17 protein-coding genes are annotated in these 19142 nt (G+C 47.7%); 5 read left to right on the forward strand and 12 right to left on the reverse strand.

Annotated elements, in window-relative coordinates:
• Nucleotides 1-563 precede the first annotated feature (563 nt).
• From malE to malG, 3 genes are all read left to right on the forward strand, one after another.
• Nucleotides 564-1745 carry a maltose/maltodextrin ABC transporter substrate-binding protein MalE gene (malE, locus tag HLM86_RS10370; protein ID WP_170882769.1) on the forward strand — a complete coding sequence of 394 codons (1182 nt, stop codon included), beginning with the start codon at nt 564-566 and terminating at the stop codon, nt 1743-1745.
• 71 nt (nt 1746-1816) lie between these two features.
• The gene (malF, locus tag HLM86_RS10375) at nt 1817-3391 is read left to right on the forward strand and encodes a maltose ABC transporter permease MalF (RefSeq protein WP_170882770.1); all 1575 of its coding nucleotides are present in this window, start codon (nt 1817-1819) and stop codon (nt 3389-3391) included.
• Between the two features lie 11 nt (nt 3392-3402).
• Entirely contained in the window at nt 3403-4293 is an 891-nt protein-coding gene (gene malG, locus HLM86_RS10380; RefSeq protein ID WP_076589187.1) for a maltose ABC transporter permease MalG, read from the forward strand.
• A 91-nt stretch (nt 4294-4384) separates the two neighbouring features.
• Here malG and HLM86_RS10385 read toward each other — a convergent pair whose 3' ends face one another.
• The 11 genes from HLM86_RS10385 to HLM86_RS10435 all read right to left on the reverse strand — a co-directional run bounded on the left by HLM86_RS10385 (nt 4385) and on the right by HLM86_RS10435 (nt 15492).
• Entirely contained in the window at nt 4385-4630 is a 246-nt protein-coding gene (locus HLM86_RS10385) for a hypothetical protein (protein ID WP_076589186.1), read from the reverse strand.
• Nucleotides 4631-4839: 209 nt separating this feature from the next.
• Complete coding sequence (locus HLM86_RS10390; RefSeq protein ID WP_076589185.1) at nt 4840-5325, reverse strand: acyl-CoA thioesterase; 486 nt, start codon at nt 5323-5325, stop codon at nt 4840-4842.
• A 255-nt stretch (nt 5326-5580) separates the two neighbouring features.
• Nucleotides 5581-6495, reverse strand: coding sequence for a GNAT family N-acetyltransferase (locus HLM86_RS10395; protein ID WP_076589184.1), 915 nt, complete (start codon nt 6493-6495; stop codon nt 5581-5583).
• 373 nt (nt 6496-6868) lie between these two features.
• Entirely contained in the window at nt 6869-7228 is a 360-nt protein-coding gene (locus HLM86_RS10400; protein ID WP_076589183.1) for a nuclear transport factor 2 family protein, read from the reverse strand.
• 460 nt (nt 7229-7688) lie between these two features.
• Nucleotides 7689-8858 carry an alpha/beta hydrolase gene (locus HLM86_RS10405; protein WP_170882860.1) on the reverse strand — a complete coding sequence of 390 codons (1170 nt, stop codon included), beginning with the start codon at nt 8856-8858 and terminating at the stop codon, nt 7689-7691.
• The gene (locus tag HLM86_RS10410) at nt 8851-9072 is read right to left on the reverse strand and encodes a hypothetical protein (protein ID WP_170882771.1); all 222 of its coding nucleotides are present in this window, start codon (nt 9070-9072) and stop codon (nt 8851-8853) included. The genes HLM86_RS10405 and HLM86_RS10410 overlap by 8 nt, the downstream gene beginning before the upstream one ends.
• A gap of 170 nt (nt 9073-9242) precedes the next feature.
• On the reverse strand, nt 9243-10679 hold the full coding sequence (locus tag HLM86_RS10415; protein ID WP_170882772.1) for a glyceraldehyde-3-phosphate dehydrogenase: 1437 nt from the start codon (nt 10677-10679) through the stop codon (nt 9243-9245).
• 562 nt (nt 10680-11241) lie between these two features.
• Complete coding sequence (locus HLM86_RS10420) at nt 11242-11694, reverse strand: dCMP deaminase family protein (RefSeq protein WP_076589179.1); 453 nt, start codon at nt 11692-11694, stop codon at nt 11242-11244.
• Nucleotides 11695-12531: 837 nt separating this feature from the next.
• Nucleotides 12532-12900 (reverse strand): GvpU-like protein, encoded by a 369-nt coding sequence (locus tag HLM86_RS10425; RefSeq protein WP_143678227.1) that lies wholly within the window; start codon nt 12898-12900, stop codon nt 12532-12534.
• Nucleotides 12901-13271: 371 nt separating this feature from the next.
• A complete protein-coding gene (locus tag HLM86_RS10430; protein WP_170882773.1) occupies nt 13272-14444 on the reverse strand; it encodes an amidohydrolase family protein in 1173 nt (390 codons plus the stop codon).
• 388 nt (nt 14445-14832) lie between these two features.
• Nucleotides 14833-15492, reverse strand: coding sequence for a pyridoxamine 5'-phosphate oxidase family protein (locus HLM86_RS10435; RefSeq protein WP_076589176.1), 660 nt, complete (start codon nt 15490-15492; stop codon nt 14833-14835).
• A gap of 95 nt (nt 15493-15587) precedes the next feature.
• Between HLM86_RS10435 and pdxR the strand changes: the two genes are divergently transcribed.
• Together pdxR and HLM86_RS10445 are read left to right on the forward strand one after the other, a co-directional pair.
• Nucleotides 15588-17009 carry a MocR-like pyridoxine biosynthesis transcription factor PdxR gene (gene pdxR / locus HLM86_RS10440; RefSeq protein WP_170882774.1) on the forward strand — a complete coding sequence of 474 codons (1422 nt, stop codon included), beginning with the start codon at nt 15588-15590 and terminating at the stop codon, nt 17007-17009.
• Nucleotides 17010-17078: 69 nt separating this feature from the next.
• On the forward strand, nt 17079-17837 hold the full coding sequence (locus HLM86_RS10445; RefSeq protein WP_076589276.1) for a class II glutamine amidotransferase: 759 nt from the start codon (nt 17079-17081) through the stop codon (nt 17835-17837).
• Here the strand turns inward: HLM86_RS10445 and yjeH are convergent.
• A complete protein-coding gene (gene yjeH, locus HLM86_RS10450) occupies nt 17834-19093 on the reverse strand; it encodes an L-methionine/branched-chain amino acid transporter (RefSeq protein ID WP_170882775.1) in 1260 nt (419 codons plus the stop codon). The genes HLM86_RS10445 and yjeH overlap by 4 nt on opposite strands.
• Nucleotides 19094-19142: the final 49 nt, after the last annotated feature.

Below are 19142 nucleotides of genomic sequence, written 5' to 3' on the forward strand. Positions count from 1 at the left end.
GAAAAGCGGGTGAATGAGGCATTCATGTCACCCGTCAAAGCCAACAACCGGCTTGCTGCCCCCGAATAAAGTCTTCTTATGTTGGTTTTACGTCGCCGTGAGTGCCGTAAACCGAACAATAAGCGCTTCAAAACAGCGAGCCTTACGGCGTGTAAACCGGCGCGACGTCATGGCACATCGACATTAGCGCGCGGAAAGGGGTCTTACCATCCCTACTTGGATAGTGCCAGTGTCGCTTTTTAATCGTGTTCCAGCCTCCTCCCGAGCGATTTTTTTGCGGGGGGAGTAGGGAGGGAGTAGGGAGGTATACCCTCTCGATTTAGGGGGTGGCGAATATCAAAGAAATAGTCACTGTGTGGGTGAAATAGCTCACATTTGAAGGTATTTTTGTGAATTTAATCGCTTTTTACGCCTGATGACGATCACGAAAATACGTCATAATACACAGGGCGTAGGGAATAGGATGATGAGCTAATTGACAGTTTGGCTAAAAATGTAGGGTGAAAATCGGTGAAACCTAAGCTTGGGTTGCCCTACTATCCCATTATAATAAGGACGTAAACATGAAAAATGCCTTAAGCACAGCTGCCTTAAGCACGTTGGTGGCGCTTGGCTCATTCAGCGCACAAGCGGCGATTGAAGAAGGCCAGCTGACCCTTTGGATTAACGGTGATAAAGGGTATAACGGATTGGCGGAAGTCGGAAAGCAATTTGAACAAGACACAGGCATCAAAGTGACGGTGGCCCACCCCGACTCCCTTCAGGATAAATTTCCTCAGACCGCTGCCGCGGGCGATGGCCCCGATATCGTGTTTTGGGCCCATGACCGTTTTGGTGGCTACGCCGAAGCGGGCTTACTCTCAGAGGTTACGCCTTCTGAGGCGTTTAAAAAAGGGGTAGTTGACTTCGCATGGGAAGCGGTCAAGCACAAAGGGAAGATCATTGGTTACCCAGTGGCGATAGAATCGCTGTCTCTGATTTATAACAAAGATCTAGTCGTGACCCCACCAACAAGTTGGAAAGAGGTCGAAGCACTGAACGCAACGCTCAAGAAAGAGGGCAAGTCGGCCATCATGTGGAACCTCAAAGAGCCTTATTTCACCTGGCCACTTATGGCCGCAGATGGTGGGTATGCGTTTAAATATGGTACACAAGGTTATGATGTTAAAGATGCTGGTATCGCTAATGATGGTGTAAAAAGTGCCATGAATTTCGTTAAATCACTGGTCGACAAAGGTGTGATCGCATCGGATATGGACTATTCGGTGTCTGAATCCTCATTTAATCAGGGCAAAACTGCGATGACGATTAACGGACCTTGGGCGTGGGGCAACATTGAAAAGTCAGGCATTAACTATGGTGTCACCACCTTACCGCGTTTTAATGGCCAATCCTCCAAGCCATTTGTGGGTGTGTTGACTGCGGGCATCAGTACCGCATCGCTAAATAAGGATCTGGCGGTTGAGTTTATCGAAAACTACCTGCTGACAAATGAAGGTTTGCGCACCATCAACAATGACAAACCTTTAGGGGCAGTGGCGTTGAATTCGTTCCAGCGTGAATTAGAAGCGGATGCCCGTATTGCGGCGACAATGAACAACGCAAAGAATGGTGAAATTATGCCGAACATCCCACAAATGAATGCTTTTTGGAACAATGCCAAAAATGCGATCATCAATATTGTGGAAGGGCGTCAGTCGGTCGATGCGGCGCTCGCGGATGCCGAAAAACAAATGACCAAATAACGTTTGACCTTTTTTAAGGAGAAGCTCACTTCTCCTTCATTTCTTGTGTATTATCGCTAGCAGGTTCTTTTATGCAGTCAGTTCAAGGTACCGATGTTATGGCATCCCCCACAACGAGCTTGCCTTCCAGTAAAAATGTATTGATTAAATGGGCGCTTCTTGGCTCCGTCGGTATTATCAATGGTTACGCCACCATTGTCATGTATTCCAGAGGCGAATTTGCCTTCGCTCTGTTAACCCTGATCCTCACCGCTTTAGCACTGTCTATTTTTGGCAGCAAAAAAGCGTACGCACATCGTTATATCTATCCGGGTATTGCCGGCATGATATTATTCATCCTCTTCCCGCTGGCTTATACCATCGGCCTTGCGTTCACCAACTACAGTGCGAAAAATCAACTCTCTTTTGAGCGAGCCCAGTCTGTTTTGCTTGATCGGACCTTTCAAAGTGGGCGCAGTTACCCATTCTCCTTATACAAGACCGGCCAAGGTCATCGTATCGTGATTAACCATGGCGATCAGCAATTGGCAACGGATGTGCTTGATCTTGCGAACTTAAGCCAAGGGGCGATCATGCTTACCGCCGTGGACAGTATCACAGGGGAAAAAGAAAAAATTCGCGCGGTCATCAAAAACAAAGCGGCCATCGCCAATGTTGAACTGCGCTTACCCACAGGTGAGCAGATCCGCATGAGTGGTTTGCGTAAATTTGCTGCGGTAGTGCCACTGTACACCCTGCAAGAGGATGGCGAGACGCTGTACAATAATGACACGGGTGAGCGACTGCGCCCAAATCGCACGCTGGGTTTTTATCAACCCATCAGTGACACAGGCGAATTTGTCGGCTCGACCGTGTCTCCTGGTTTCATTGTTGCGATTGGCACGGGTAACTTTGAACGCGTTTGGAAAGACGACGGTATTAAAGAGCCATTCATTAGTATTTTCATTTGGACCATCCTATTTTCAGCGTTGAGTGTTGGCTTCAGTGTGCTGATCGGCTTGGTGCTGGCGAGTGTCGTCCAGTGGGAAGCACTGAAAGGTCGTGCGCTTTATCGGGTGTTATTGATCCTCCCTTACGCGGTGCCTGCCTTTATCTCTATTCTCATTTTTAAAGGGTTATTTAACCAAAGTTTTGGTGAAGTCAATATGGTTCTTGAGCACTTGTTTGGCCTCAGCCCTGCTTGGTTCTCCGACCCATTTTTGGCCAAGCTGATGATCATTATTGTCAATACATGGTTGGGCTTTCCTTACATGATGATCTTATGTATGGGACTGCTGAAGTCGATTCCAGAGGATCTCTACGAAGCCTCGGCGATTGACGGAGCGAATTTTGTCGATAACTTTCGCCACATCACGCTGCCACTGATGATCAAACCGTTGACACCCTTGCTGATCGCTGCATTCGCTTTTAACTTCAATAACTTTGTGTTGATTCAACTCCTCACCAAAGGTGGGCCGAACATGATTGGTACGTCCGAGCCCGCCGGTTATACCGACTTACTGGTTAACTACACCTTTAGGATCGCCTTCGAAGGAACCGGAGGACAAGACTTTGGTTTGGCCAGTGCTGTCGCCACCCTGATTTTCCTATTGGTTGGGGCATTGGCTTTATTGAATCTTCGCATGACGAAAATCGCTCAAGATTAAGGAGAAAGACAATGGCTATGGTTCAAGGCAAGTCATTAAAATACCGTGTTTGGGCAACCCACATTGCTTTGTGGGTGTTTCTCGCCCTGATCATCTTTCCACTATTGATGATTATTGCTATTTCGTTTCGCCAAGGAAACTTTGCGACGGGCAGCCTCATCCCCGATCAGCCTTCACTGGAACATTGGAAGCTTGCCCTTGGCTTATCGGTCACGCATGCCGATGGCTCGGTCACGCCGCCGCCTTTCCCAGTACTAACTTGGTTATGGAACTCAGTCAAAGTCGCGGGGATCAGCTCGATTTTGATCGTCGCCTTGTCGACCACATCGGCTTACGCGTTCGCAAGGATGAAATTTAAAGGCAAAAATACCCTCCTTAAAGCCATGATGGTATTTCAGATGTTTCCTGCGGTTTTGGCGTTGGTCGCCATTTATGCCTTGTTTGATAAGTTGGGTCAGTATCTGCCGTTCTTGGGCCTCAATACCCATGGGGGGTTGATCTTCTCTTACCTTGGGGGCATCGCTTTACATGTGTGGACCATCAAGGGCTACTTTGAAAGCATCGATAATTCGTTAGAAGAAGCGGCCGCCCTGGATGGCGCCACACCATGGCAGGCGTTTAGGTTGATCTTACTGCCCTTGTCTGTCCCGATCCTTGCCGTGGTCTTTATATTGTCGTTTATTATGGTCGTCGGTGAGGTGCCTGTCGCTTCGTTGCTACTCTCAGACGTCGAGGGTTACACACTGGCTGTAGGGATGCAGCAATACCTGTATGCGCAGAATTATTTGTGGGGCGACTTTGCTGCGGCCGCGGTGTTATCCGCGTTACCTATTACGTTGGTGTTCCTCTTAGCACAGCGCTGGCTTGTTGGGGGGCTGACCGCCGGAGGGGTAAAAGGGTAGGTGCTGTTTATGGGGCGTGGGCTCGCTCGATGAGCGGCCACGCCTTGGTGAGGGCGAACGATTTGTTGCCCTGTCTCAGTCTCACTCGGGGTTAGAATTCTCGATTCGAGGGGGCACAGCCGAGATATTGCAGTAAGACATAGATGCTTTCCTGTGAAAGCGCCACGCGCCTAAAGAGATCCGCGAAGGTATCATCACCACCAAAGCAAGTTTGGATATAGCGGTTAATGTCGTTATCCGCATAACCCTCTACGTACATCGTTCTTACCCATTGGTACTCGACCGCTTTGGGGTTGGTTAATGTACTTTCACTCAGTGTTGTCTCGCATACGCTCACGCTGATTTCCTTGTTCGACTTAATCGATTGCGGATTTAACCAAATTAAGATGAAAGAAAAATGACAACGGGTATTTTTTGCAAGGCAGTGATCTACTATTAACCCCACCGTGGTTTAATCAAGTCAGAACATCGTCGGGCAGACGCGACTCACTTTTAATGGCGATTTTCCTCAAAAATGCCAGCCGCGCCAGAAGCGAAAAATAAGATCTATTTCAGATACTTGACGTGCGCTTCCATTTCTTCGCCAATTTGCTTTCGCATATTCATCAGGCGTATTGCCGACTCTTTGAGATGAATATCCTCTTCTGTTTCTGGGACCCATTCAGGGACTGGTGAAGGCTGGCCTTTGTCATCCACCGCGACCATGATCACGATGCAGTGGGTTGTTAAACGGTTTTGCAGTTGCTTAGGATCACTCGCCTGTACATCAATGGCGATGTGCATCGAGGTTTTGCCCGTATAAATCACCTTGGCACAAACTTCGACTAAGTTACCGACATGAATCGGTGCGACAAAACGAATGCCTCCGGCATAAGCGGTGATACAGTATTGCCCACTCCAAGCGGCGGCATTGGCATACGCGGCTAAATCGATCCATTTCATCACCGCTCCGCCATGGACCTTACCACCAAAATTAACGTCTCCGGGCTCTGCTAAAAAGCGCAAGGTTAAATCACGTTGACCATTACTCATCTGCCAATCCTTTATTCTTATGTGTTTGTTAGGTTATTAACAAACCCTTCAATAAACTGCAATCAATAATTCCAGCTTAGTAGAAAAACCCTCACCATAAGGGGAATTTGCCGAATAAATGCTCTTACGTTAAGTCTCTACCCATACGCCTTTGTTCACCGATAATACAAAAACATAATATAAAAGTGCCTGTCCCTTTATGCTTTAAGCTTTATGTGTCCCTTTAAGCTTTGAAGGGGAATTTCGGTCTTTTTCCTAGAGTAGTGACGGCATTTGAAACTCTTTGGCCCGAGTCGCATCATGAAGTTGGCTTCTCGTTAGCCGCATCGGGGTTACAGGAATACCGTAAAAATCAACTTTATCACCAATAATTTCACCACCCAAGCTTTGAATAAGCTGGACCGTTATATCGCGTGCATCTATTTGTATTTGCTCAGTTTCTTGTAGTATCTCAGCGAGAGAATGGCGCGCTAATGCTTTTCCAATGCCAAGAGATCGGAACTTGTCATCTACGACAAAGCGCCCCCAGTGCCAAGATTCGTTTTCTTGCCAACATGCTACGGCACCTAAAACATACTCTCCAGATCTTGCAATCCACCACTTTTGAGGAACGTCGACAGCAATAGGGACCAGATGTTGTGGAATATTTTGTTCACCTGCAAATGTATCTCTCAAGAGGTTTTCTATTTCAACGCTGTAAATAGGCTTTAGTTTTTCGATCTGTATCTTCGCTTTATTTATTGATGCATTTTTGCGAAATGCGCTTAACCTTAGCGCTCTAAGACCATCAATAACATTATGAATATCATCTGGACTGAGCAAACCAATGAACTGGGATAATTCAGAATCAGCTGCCGCGTCCGCTTCTTTTAGTCTTTCCACACCTTCGATGCTCAGTGACAAGAGTTTCTGGCGCTTATCATTTTTTGTTGTTATCGCCTTGATGTATTTATTTTCAACTAACAGGCTAATTGTCCTACTAAGAGATGCTTTTTCAACGCTTAATTGACGGCATAACTCAGAAAAAGGCGTTGTCCCATTTTTTCGCAGGTAGGTAAGAATATGAGCTTGTGTTAGTGACAGACCTGAATTCAAACAATTTTTATCGAGTAGGCCCAATTCACGCACTAGATAACGTAATTCACTTCGGATTTTTCTTACTGATGACATGCTATGCTCAATGCTTATTTATGTTGATAGTATCAACAAGTTCTCACAAGGGACGGTAGGGTGTCAATGTTTGTTGATGCAATCAACAAATTTTCTTTGGTAATTTTGTTTGCGATGCTAAGGGCCAGTAGAATTGAGGAGTCAGGTAAATCGCCCTATATAACAATGATGGTATAGAAAGCTTTAACGGCCACTGAAGATCGAGTGTCATATGACCCGAAACAGGTAACAATGATTCGCAACGCTTGGCATTTGTATTGGACGTTGCGTGTTTAAGGTGGCTTGGTAAGGCGAGTTATTCTTCTATATTCTCTGAGTTTTTCATCGACCGCTGTTTCCTAACTCCGTATTTTGGGCCTGTTGGAATTGTTTGTTAAGCATTTGGCCCTAGGTGCTCTGAGATAAGCTGCCACTGCTTGTCACTACGAACAATAGTGGATGTCCCTCTGCCACCACCAGATTCGATCTTTCCATCAATCACCCCGGACCAATCAAAGTTGAAAGAAAAAACGGCTACCGAATCCGATTCAATAGCACAATAAATATGGCTAATTTTATAAGTTTCATCTTTGATGAGTGCAAAGGTCTTTCTAAACGCAGCTTCAACTTGCTCTTTACCTTTGTGCGTCCCCTCAGAAAAAGTGACAACACAATCATCATGGACAAGTGGGGACAATTCATTCCAATCTTGACTGGCCAACGCTAACTCATAGGCCTTAATAAATTCATTCATGTATTCACTCTTTTTCTGATGTCTAATAATGTTCTACGTTTTGGACAACGTAAAATACAACGTAATTAGGCCGCCGTACACACTGAGAAAACGTTGAAGTAAATTTGCGGGTGATGGCAGTCTTCGTTAAGCCGTTTCTTGGAACCAAACTGAAAGATAGGCATTTACCCGATCAAGTTCTTTTAGGGCGACATTGTCAGCGTCTATACCCACTTTTGCGGATTCCAAAGTATGCCACTACAAGAAAAGCGGATTCTAACTCAGGTGATGGTAAAACTAACTCCATAACGTTGATCTCTTTGCGGTATAATGCTGTGTCGTGAACAACGTTAGTGAATATAAACCATTGTACTATAAGAAGTTAAGATTAATATAACCCAAAATATAGCATTTCTATAGTATGAGTTTTTGGGAAAGTTTAAGTTATGTATAAGCGGACCAAAAAAAGGAAAAGACGCGCTTAATGGGGTGCGGCCATCACCGAATCTAAGATACGCATAGTTTGATCAAAATAGGGATTGTAAGTCAGCCGAGCATAGACTTTATTTGGCTCGGTGTAGCCCCATGATGAATACCAAACCTCCTTGCCTTGTTGACACTGAACTTCGTTTTCTGGCCCCTGACCGTTAGAACAAATCCGATTGCTGCCATGGATACCATAGTTGGGATTGCGAGGAGAGAAGAGCAGCCCCATATGCGAACCGTTGGTAATACGTTGTTGAGGTAAGGTCATCGAGAAGCGTGTCGAACGAGATTCGTTCAGATCGCGTTCGCCCTGCCACACCAATTGGCTGTGTGGGTTGAGCATTTTTTCAGAAAACGTCTCGATTGCGTATTGTGTATCAATGACGCGGTCTGCCTCGCTCATCAACATAAACACCGGTTTATTATAGTGAGCGGTGTTCAAGGTTTGCCTGACCTTAACGGAGGTTTGATAATACACCGCGCCCGCGTTCATGGGCAGTGAGTTATAGCGTAAAGGGTTGTCCTCTGGATCCTGATCGGCCCAAGTAACAAAATAGCTGGCCAGTTCAGCAAACCTGACTTTACCTGAACCGGGTTCAAACGCGGGTGAAAACAGAAGAATGCCGTTGATCTCTTGATCAGCCCATGCGGCGGCCGTGACCAAATTGGCGCCGGTTGAGTACCCGCCGACCCAGATCGAATCGGTGTCATGTTTGAGCAAATTAATATGGTGATCCACCACCTTCTGCCAATCGCTTAACTGGGCTAACTGAAGATCGCCGACCTTGCTTGCATGACCGGGCAGCAGTAAAGTACGCACCAGATAACCCTGATCAGCGAGATGGGTGGCGACATCAAAAAAGGAGTAGGGCGTATCGCCCAGTCCATGGACCAAAAGCACCCCCTGACCATTGGGAGTACTAGGTTGGTATTCCCGAGGCAGCACATCGGTCAGTTCCTGTTCTGGGTTGTGGGTCAGGAAAAGACGATGTTGCTTTAACCACGCCCGTGTGGCACCAACGTATTCAGAAAATGATCCTTGTTGGTAATCGGGCAAAGCCTCCGCTTTGTCATAGGCCGGATCGTCTGACGGGGCCGAGCACCCCAACAAGGCGGCGGAAGCTAGGGTGATTAAAATACACAGGGGAGGGCGAAATTTAGCCATGCTGTCTGGGTTGTGATGACACATCCTCATATTCGCCTTCGAGCACCGATCCTGTTGAAGAGGAGGTGGGATTGCTCTTGTGCTTAATAGATGTCGATATTTTCTTACCTGCGATGAGCGCGAGAACGGCCAATGGGATGGCGATAACCAAACTGAGTATCAGGGTGAAGAAAGCAAGAAACAGGGCAACAACGCCCGCAATTATTCTTTTCATAAGTAATACCTCTGTTGTATGTACTCAGACTATAACAAAACAAATGAATGAAACATGAATGAATAAAAAAAGCCACGTGTATAACCCACGCGGCAATCGTGTAACCTAATTATTATAGTTTGTTGTGGAGCCTTAAGCCTGCACAGGCCAGCGGTTTGTTGTTAACCGCATTATAATATTGGAAAGGTTTTGTAGCGGACACCCATCATCTGTTCCATACAATGGACCACCTGACAGCTGTAACCAAACTCATTGTCGTACCAGATGTAAAGCACGCAGCGATTGTCTTGAGCGATCGTAGCGGCACCGTCGACGACACCGGCAAAGCGTGAACCGACCAAATCAGTCGAGACCACTTCGGTTGATTCGGTGTAGTCAATCTGAGCCGAGAGTTCCGATTTCAGCGCCACCTCACGGAGGTAGGCATTGAGCGTTTCTTTGTCTGTACCGTGTTCAAGGTTGAGGTTTGCTACGGCCATTGACACATTCGGAGTCGGAACTCGAATGGCGTTACCCGTCAGTTTACCTGCCAGCTCGGGTAACGCTTTTGCTACCGCTTTGGCGGCGCCAGTCGAAGTGAGAACCATATTCAGAGACGCGCTGCGGCCGCGGCGTTCACCAGAATGAAAATTATCGATAAGGTTTTGGTCATTGGTGAATGAGTGAACCGTTTCAATGTGGCCTGAAATCACACCGTATTTATCATTGACGGCCTTCAGGACTGGGGTGATGGCATTGGTGGTGCAGCTGGCCGCAGAAATAATGGTGTCTTCTGGCTGGATGACATCGTCATTGACGCCAAATACCACGTTTTTAATGTCGCCTTTACCGGGTGCAGTGAGCAGCACTTTTTGAGCACCGTTACAGGCGATATGTTGGCTAAGCCCTTCAGTATCACGCCACACGCCAGTATTGTCGACGATGAGGGCGTTGTTGATGCCAAAATTTTTATAATCAACGTCTTGCGCGCTATTGGCGTAGATAAACTGAATATAGTTACCATTGGCGATAATGGCTTTTCGCTCTTCATCCACAATAATGCTGCCATTGAACTGGCCGTGAACCGAGTCACGGCGCAATAAGCTGGCACGCTTTTCAAGGTCGCCTTTCTTGCCACCACGCACCACCACTGCACGTAGACGTAGTGGGTAGCCAGGGCCACTTTTTTCAACAAGGATCCGAGTCAGCAGGCGACCGATACGGCCAAACCCGTAAAGGACAACATCACGTGGCTCTGTCACGGTTTCGCCATTCATCGCAGGCATCAGCGATGTGTGCAAGAAGTCTTTGACGCCATGCTCATCGTCACGGTCTTGCCAGAATTGATGAGCTAATTGACCGACGTCAATACGGCAGGGCGATAGGGCCATCTCTGACAAAGCTTTAATTAACGGAAACGTTTGCTGTGCAGAGAGCGAAGTACCTGTGTAGCGGCGGGCAAGACGATGCATCTTGATGATATCGATGGTGGCCGCGTTGACCAGAGTTTTACCGAACAGAAGGATTTCAACGCCTTTCTCACGATAAAGTTGACCAAGTAGGGGCGAAATGGTTTCCGCAATCGTTTGGCTGGTTTGCCAGTCTAGGAGGTGTTTCTCTGGACTCATGGTTTGTTTGGACCTTTCACGTTTTGGGACTGACTCTGCCCAGCCTGTAGGGGGGCGGTGCAGAGATGTGGGTAAAGTGTTTTATTTTTATCATTTTTATGCGGCAGGATTGTAAAGGTTAAGGGCTTATTCTGCTAGTAAAAATAATGGCACAGTAACCCGTTGATAGCAGCATCAAAAGCAGAAAATACAGGGCCTTAAGGTTATTGACTTTTTATTTTCAACCTACTTATTTTTCGAAGAAAATAACTCAATCATCATAAATAATGATATAAGAATATTTTTTGCAATTTTATTGTGATTTAAATCAAATTAATTGTTGTTTTTGTGAGGTGTAAATTTGAAGTAGATCAACCAAAGTCAAAGAGGCCAGTTCAAGGGTGAAATTGGGTGATAATGGTGGGGAAATTCGGTGAGCCGATCGTCTAAAAATCTAATATTGGCTCACAAAATATTTAATTCGAAGAGAAAATTATATTATTGGACGCCGGGCAGGGGTAAGTCGTCAACACGCCTCTAAGAGATCCGTTTTTGGGACCTCTTAGACCGGCGCAAGATCGTGTTAGGCGTCGGGGGCGAGTTCTTCGAGGGGTAACCAGTTAACGCTGACGCCAGCTTGTAAAAACATGTCTTGGCTAATCTTGATCTTATCACCCCAGCGAGAAAGGAAATCGTCCGTTTGCTCTGGGCAGTTTACTGCGGCAATACCCGTTTGGATAATTTTTGCAGCACAGTTGGGGCAGGGAAAGTGCGTAACCCAAATTTCGCAGCCGTCCAGATCTCGCTTGGCAAAAAGAATGGCATTTTCTTCCGCATGTAACGTTTTGAGGTACTTCATCTCTCTTTCGTCGGTCATTGCGCTGTCAGAAATCCCGTGTGGGTAACCGTTAAAACCGACAGAGACGATGCGGTTTTGCTGGGTAATCACGGCCCCGACTTGAGTCGACGGGTCTTTGCTCCAAGAGCCGACCAGTTCTGCCATTTGAAAGAAGCGTTGTGCCCATTTAGAAATCATGTGTTCATTCCTTTAAAGAGACATCCTCACAGGGAAAGTGGAGGAATAACGTCGATTATATCTCAATTCTCTGGCGGTTAGTCCAGCAAAAATCTGGGTATCCTTGCTTTAGAGTGGGGTTTCGCCCGATTTTGGCGTATTTGGTTCATTTTTTAGCGAATGGAGGCCAATGTTAGACTCTTAAATTGCCCTTTGGCGTGTAAGAGATCTCTTACAATGATGTAAGCTTATAGAGGTCAGCCTTGGTCGAATAAAGCCAATTATTAATTTAACCCATTGATAATATTTTGTTATTTTTTTCGGAGTGATAAAAAAGTGATTTGGTCTTGTCTGGCAAGGATTGTTTATGTTCGGTGCTGGCTTAATCTTAAAGGTGTCAGCAGGGAGCAGACACGGAACAGGAAAGGCCCAAGGATAGGTCATCTTCAGGACGAAGATTCGATTACTTAGGATGAGTAGTCGGCAAGGAAAGCAAGGACATTAGCCGGACGCTAGGAACTAGGATGGTTACCTATGGAAAGTTAATGAACACTTAAGGGACTGAGTCTATCTGTCAGGATGACAGTATAGGGACACCGCTTACGGATAAAGCGACGTGCGTTAGATAGGATGCTAACAGGCAGGATTGCCAAGGACACCGCTAGGAAGGCGATGATAAGGAAAGTGCTGAAGGAATCAGCTTACGATCAGGGAATAGATGCAGGGAGCACGGAATAGTAGCCGGATTGCTGCGAGTAAGAATAAACCCCACTGAGTGAAAGCTTAGTGGGGTTTTCTTATTGTGGGTCGCGCAAACAGCACAATGAGCCACAGCGTGTGGCCCCAATCCAATATCGGTTAGTGTTTTGGCAGTAGCCAGGCACCAATAGACACCGCCTGCACGCTCGATACCCGCCCACGCCATAAACAGCCGGCGGTCGGCATAGATTGCCCATACCCATCAATAAACACGGCATCCTTCATATGAAAGTAATGAGACTCGTGAGTTGACATCTTGTCGACGAGAAATGAGCAGTTAAAGCTCAGGTTTTCAGTGCTGTCGCTTAAGTGTTCGTTGACCAACTGAAAGTAATGCTGTTCGGAAATGAGCTCACCGGTGAGAATTCGGTCACCGATGAAGACAGTGACTCCAATCGAGGAATTATCTTTGTTTGTGTAGCTGACCATGCTTTTAAAAAGGGACTCATTGTGCTCTATTGTTATCATTTTATTATCTCTAGCCAAATAGACGCCGACAGTGTAAACCCGTGATGAATGGGTTGCTCATGAATACATGTGAAAAATTATTTTTGCTGATTCAATGATTCAGGGGGACTTTGATTGATAGAGACGAGTAACCACGGTGTTTGAGTCAGAAGAATGTCATGAAATTTCACGAAAACCCTGATGAATAATCCTGTCACTAGTGAGTATGATGTCATTAATGGTATGGGTAAGGTTGTCATCTGTTTGGGGCGATGTTATCCGGATCTATCAAGGGTTTGTCCTCTGAGCAAGTTCATGAGTATTAGACCAACCTTCAATAGACGAAACTCATGGCAGCGTGAGCGCAGACCCAAGCCGAGACCGCCAGAGTCTCAGCTGCGACGAAACGATATCTCTTCTGCTTGGTCCAAATAAAGGGTAGTTTTGGCGGGTTGGGTTTGCGCAATCACGCGCCCATGCCGGATGGAATAACGGACAGGGACCTGACGACGGACCGCGTCAAAGCCATTTTCGGCGGGTAGAATCACCAGACTTCCCGGTTTGTGGAGTTCAATACCATAGTTAGGGACAAGGTTCATCGCCCGCGCAGAATGGTGGCTGATCAAGTCCAATGAATGATTGATTTGATCGTAGCCCATCAACTGGCATACGTGCAGCCCCATATGGAGCACTTGTAACATGTTTGCGGTGCCAAGCGGATACCAAGGGTCAAAGACATCATCGTGGCCAAAACACACGTTAATCCCGACCGCGAGCATTTCTTTGACTCGGGTTACGCCACGTCGTTTCGGGTAATCGTCAAAACGGCCTTGCAAATGAATGTTGACCAAAGGATTGGCCACAAAATGAATCCCAGAGAGGCGTAATAAGCGAAACAAACGCGACTGTTCATCATCAATTTCATCGCAGTGGACATCAATCAGGCAACCTTTCTTTGCGGCAAGCTCAAAGACAAAGTGCAGCGACTCAACGCCGTACTCGCGGGTAAATTCAAAGTGAGGGATTGCGCCGACCACATCTGCGCCGAGTGTCATGGCTTGTTCAAGCAACGCTTTGCCATTGGGGTAGGAGAGGATCCCCTCCTGAGGGAAAGCCACGATCTGAATATCGACCCAGTCTTTCATTTCTTGACGGACTTCAATCATCGCCCGTAAGGCGATCAGAGACGGGTCGGAGACATCCACATGGGTTCTGACGTGTTGGACACCATTGGCTATTTGCCATTTTAGCGTCTGGATCGCCCGTGATTTCACATCAGCGATGGACAGCGTTTGTTTACGCTCGGCCCAACGTTCGATCCCCTCAAACAGGGTCCCAGATACATTCCAGCTCGGCTCACCGGCGGTTTGAGTCGTATCAAGATGAATGTGCGGTTCACAAAACGGGGCCACTGCAAGGCCACCCTCGGCATCGATGACATCGCCGTCAAACGAGAGGGGGCTGGCATTGTCGCTGATCTGCTGAAAATGACCGTCTTCAATCAACAGTTGTTTGACGTCATCGTGATCCGCTAACCTGACGTTTTTGATCAATAATCGGTTCATCCCTGTTCCCTGCTGGTGACGAGGTTATGGTTTGGACACACTGCTTGAACGAACACAGAGGAACTACCTCAATCTAATGATGATAGTATCAAATAGAGTGTAATCTAAAGTGACAGCAAAAAAGCAGGATGACTTAAAAGAAAAAAAGCCAATCTCAATAATCAAGATTGGCTTACATATTTGTGAACAATTCTGGTTCACTAACAACGTCAGTTGGCTAGGTGACCCTCGGCTTAATAAGGGTCACAGGAAGTATTGCAGTATATGTGCCAGATTTTATAGCGCCAAATTGCTCAAAAAATGACCCAAACGGTTAAAATTCGCTCCAGTGATTGCAAAGTGAAATTGCATTTTGCAATTTGTCTTGTTATTGATAATGATTTTGTCATTATTGAGACTGATACCAGCGTTGCCCATAAGCTTGGCTGTAATCTGGCTGCGCGGTCACGTGACAATCTTGCGCAGTTTGTAAAGGGCCGACAAGGGTCCGGTATGGCAGGACACCAGCCCAGACTGGGTGATCCAAATCTGAGTCGTCATCTCTTACGCCAAATTGGCTCACTTTCACGGACGATTCGCTTAATGGGATCCTGAGCAACAAAGTGGCCGCCAGCTCGCGCTCGCTGCTCAAGCGGATATGCTCTGTTCTGCCCGGCGCAATGTGTTCGATAAAATGATTGAGCAGGCGATCCTTTTCTGATGGGTCTTGCACGATATCAAACTGGCCAAACACCATAGCTGAACGATAATGCGCGCTGTGATGAAAGGCGGATCTGGCTAACACCCAGCCATCAAAGAGTGTAAATGTCAGGCAAGTTGGCTGACCTTGTTTTAGCTGGCGTAATAAACGGCTGTTATTCGCGCCATGGATATACACAGAGTCGTCGACGCGCCATGCCAGCATCGGGATGATCACTGGGCCATGGCTTTCATGGATGGCCACATGTGCGATCAGCGATTCATCGATGATATTTTTCAGCGTTTTTTGTTCAAAAATGGCTTTGTGTTGTCCTTTATTTATTTGGGTACGCTGGGTATTAGATAGCATGTTTTCATTCCATATAGGGCCTATTGATGGTGCCAATCTAACCGTTCGCTGGTATCTTATAGAGAGCCAGTTTTAACAAATTAATAGATCCAGTTATGACCTTGATTGATACCGGTGACCTGACGCTTTCTGGGGAGAATGCCACATTACAGCAGCGGCTTTTTAACGCCATTCGCGCCAAGATCGTCGAAAAATACTGGCCTGTGAGTGCGAAATTGCCCTCTACACGCAAACTGGCCATGGAATTGAACTTAAGCCGTAATACCGTGATCACCACCTACGAGCAACTGGTGGCGGAAGGGTATATTGAGAGCAAACAAGGCTCAGGCTTTTACGTTGCTCTGGAACTGCCAGACGCCTTTGTCCAAGCTAGGGTCAACCCTCCTCAGGTTGAGATTGCCCCAGCGCTCGATCTGAACAATTCGCCTTTTGCGCCGGGCGTGCCTGATCTGAACCAATTTCCGATGAAGCACTGGCAGAGAATGTTACAAAGACACCTGTCGCGATCTGTGTTAATGGGCAATCAACCTATTCAAGGCAGTATGCCGTTGCGACAAGCGTTGTCGGATTACTTGTCGTCGAGTCGATCGGTGTCCTGTTGCCCACAAAGAATCATCATTACCTCTGGGGCCCAGCAAGCCATGACCCTAGCTCTGCTCGCCACGCTCAAGGCTGACGATAGAATCTTGATGGAGTACCCCGGCTACACGCAAGTGATGAAAATTATCGAGCTGTTTCGTTTCCAATTTGAACCGTTACCCGTACACCAAGGCAGTGGCATCCACCTCACCGACGTGAATCAAAGTCAGGCCAAAGCCTTGTATTTGACGCCAAGCAATCAGTATCCGATGGGTACCACCATTACCACCGAACATAGACTGAAACTCATCGAGTGGGCCGCGGCGCAGCAAAGCTGGATCATTGAAGATGATTACGACAGTGAATTCCAGTTTGCCCATCGTCCGTATACCAGTCTGCAGGGACTGGCTGGGCAGATAGGATTGGATCACCACGTGATCTACGTGGGCTCGCTGAGTAAAGTGATGTTCAATAGCTTAAGATTGGGTTACATGGTGGTGCCAGAGCATCTGATGGGTCGCTGCCTTGAGATCAAAGAGGCAATCAGTGGTGATCCTCCCGCTCACACACAAGCGGCGTTAGCCGACTTTATTGCAGAAGGCCACTTAATTCGCCATGTGCGAAAAATGCGACGTGTGTATAAACGCAAATACCACATTTTGTGTCAGGCGGTTGAGCAGGCTTTTGGTGATCGGCTGACCATCATTAGCCAAGCTGCTGGCCTCCATGTGACGCTCAAATGGCAAGGGGGCATCCGTGAGCAAGATTGGGTGGATAGAGCGATAGCGGAGGGAATTGTGATGCGACCGCTGGGTTATTACCAACACAAGCATCCAGAACCGCGAAGTTGGCAGGCGGTTGTGCTTGGTTTTGGTCACGTGGCCGAACAACAGATTGAATCTCGTATAGAAGTGCTTGCCCGCTTATTTGAATCGTGATTGTATGTCAGTGACGATGACCGTCAACCGATAGGGGTTGACGCCAATGACTTGATGAAAGGAACGCCTATGTGCCGCTGGTTAGCTTATCAGGGAGACCCGATTTATTTGGATGAGTTGGTGTATGAACCTGAACATTCCCTTGTGCATCAAAGTTTGGATGCACGCAAAGCGGTGACGCGCGTCAACGCCGATGGCTTCGGTTTAGGCTGGTATAATGATCGCCAAACACCGGGTCAGTTTCATGAAGTGCTGCCGGCATGGGGAGACGATAACTTACGCTCGCTGGCGCATCATATTCGCTCCCATCGCTTTATGGCCCATGTGCGATCGTCAACGGGAACGCAGGTCGCCCGTTCGAACTGCCATCCTTTTATCATTGATCACTGGATGTTTCTCCATAACGGCCAAATTGGTGGCTTTGAACAGATCAAATTCGCCCTGCAACAGCAATTGCCAGAAGCGTTATTTCTTAAACGTATGGGGACGACTGACAGCGAACTGATCTTCTTGATGATGCTCAATAATGGCTTGCAACAAGACCCAGTTAAGGCGATCGCCAAGACGCTGACAGAACTCTGCCAGCGAATGATCCAAGCGGGCATCGTCGAGCCTCTTAAGGCATCAATCTGCATCTCTGATGGCCATCGATTTTGGGTGGTGCGATACAGCTCGGATAATGATGCTCCAACGGTGTTTATTCGACAACACGGCAGCAACATCACTCTGGCATCTGAGCCGTTAGAAAAGAGCCGAGATTGGAAGAAAGTCGCGGCACAAACCATTTTGGCCATTGATGGCGCGACCGTCACGTCCCACTCTCTTTAGCCTGCTTGGGGATCAACGCGGGTAGGGCGTTTTTTCCAGCGTAACGAGAGCAAAGTAAACACGGTCAACGCATACAGCGTCGACTCGCCTAAACAGACCAATACGGCGGCGCAAATGAACAACGATAGGCCCGCTAACCCACGGCTGATGCCTGTCAGCAGTTTACAGGCTGCGAGCATCGCCAACAGATAAACGAACACAAAAATCCCGTTGGCCAGCTTGAGGAAAAACTCCAGATTCAGCCCTGTCAGGTCACCCACCAAGGAAGACGCCAGCACCACCAGAGCGACGGCCAGCGTCGCGTTGGCGGGGACTCCCCTAGAGGACACGCGGGCTAGGGCGCCGTGCGGTTGATATTGGCGCGCTTGAGCCCAAACCATTCTTGACAGACTTTGCACATAGAGGTTGACGCTGGCAAAGCAGGCGGCAAATCCTAATGCATTGATCACAGGGGAAAACGCCACCCCAAACAGCATATTCGATAGCCACGGGATCGCGGTAGCGTCGAATTCAGGGCTGCCAAAGGCATCAAATTTAAGGATCACAACCGAGCAGGCCCAGTATGCTGCTCCCGCAACAAAACAGCCGATGATAATCGCAAGAGGAAAATCCCGCTGTGGGTTTTTAAACTCTTCCCCCATATGGGCAAAGGCCTCAATGCCGACGAAGCACCAAAACATGATCGCCAGTGCTGCGCCCACGACCCCAACATCGTCGAAAGACAGCGTAGGCATCGTCAAGTCACTGACCCCGATATCACCGTACCACCAAAACGCGGCCACCAAGGCAAACAGGCTAAGGGCAATCAGCGTTTGCAATCGTCCTGACGAGCGCGTACCGTTGAGGTTGACCGCAACAAGCAGGCCGAGCGTCAGCAATTGAGCCAACAGTGGTGAATGGAGCCCCGATGGCAACAAGGGCTGCAAAAAGCTCGCCGCCAGCGTAATGGCTGCGGGCACCCCAACGGGGATCACGCTGACAAACAGCCACGCAACACTGGTTTCCATGCGCGGATTAAACGCCTGACGAACAAAGTAAGCGGTGCCCCCAGCATTTGGGTAGCGCTTGCCCAACTGAGAAAACGTTAGCGCAATAGGGCAGATGGCGACAAACAGAATTAACCACGCCCAAAGTGACAAGTGGCCTGCAACGCCTGCAGCGATGGCGGGCACCATAAACAGCCCTGTCCCCATTAAGGTCGTTGAAAGTTGCCCAATGCCGGACAACAACGTGATTTCTTGTTTTAGCTGACTCATTTCGCTTACAACCTGTAACTTTTTGTTATTGTCGGACAGCATACTGAAA

This window comes from Vibrio ostreicida (genome assembly GCF_013074385.2).
Taxonomy (GTDB): domain Bacteria; phylum Pseudomonadota; class Gammaproteobacteria; order Enterobacterales; family Vibrionaceae; genus Vibrio; species Vibrio ostreicida.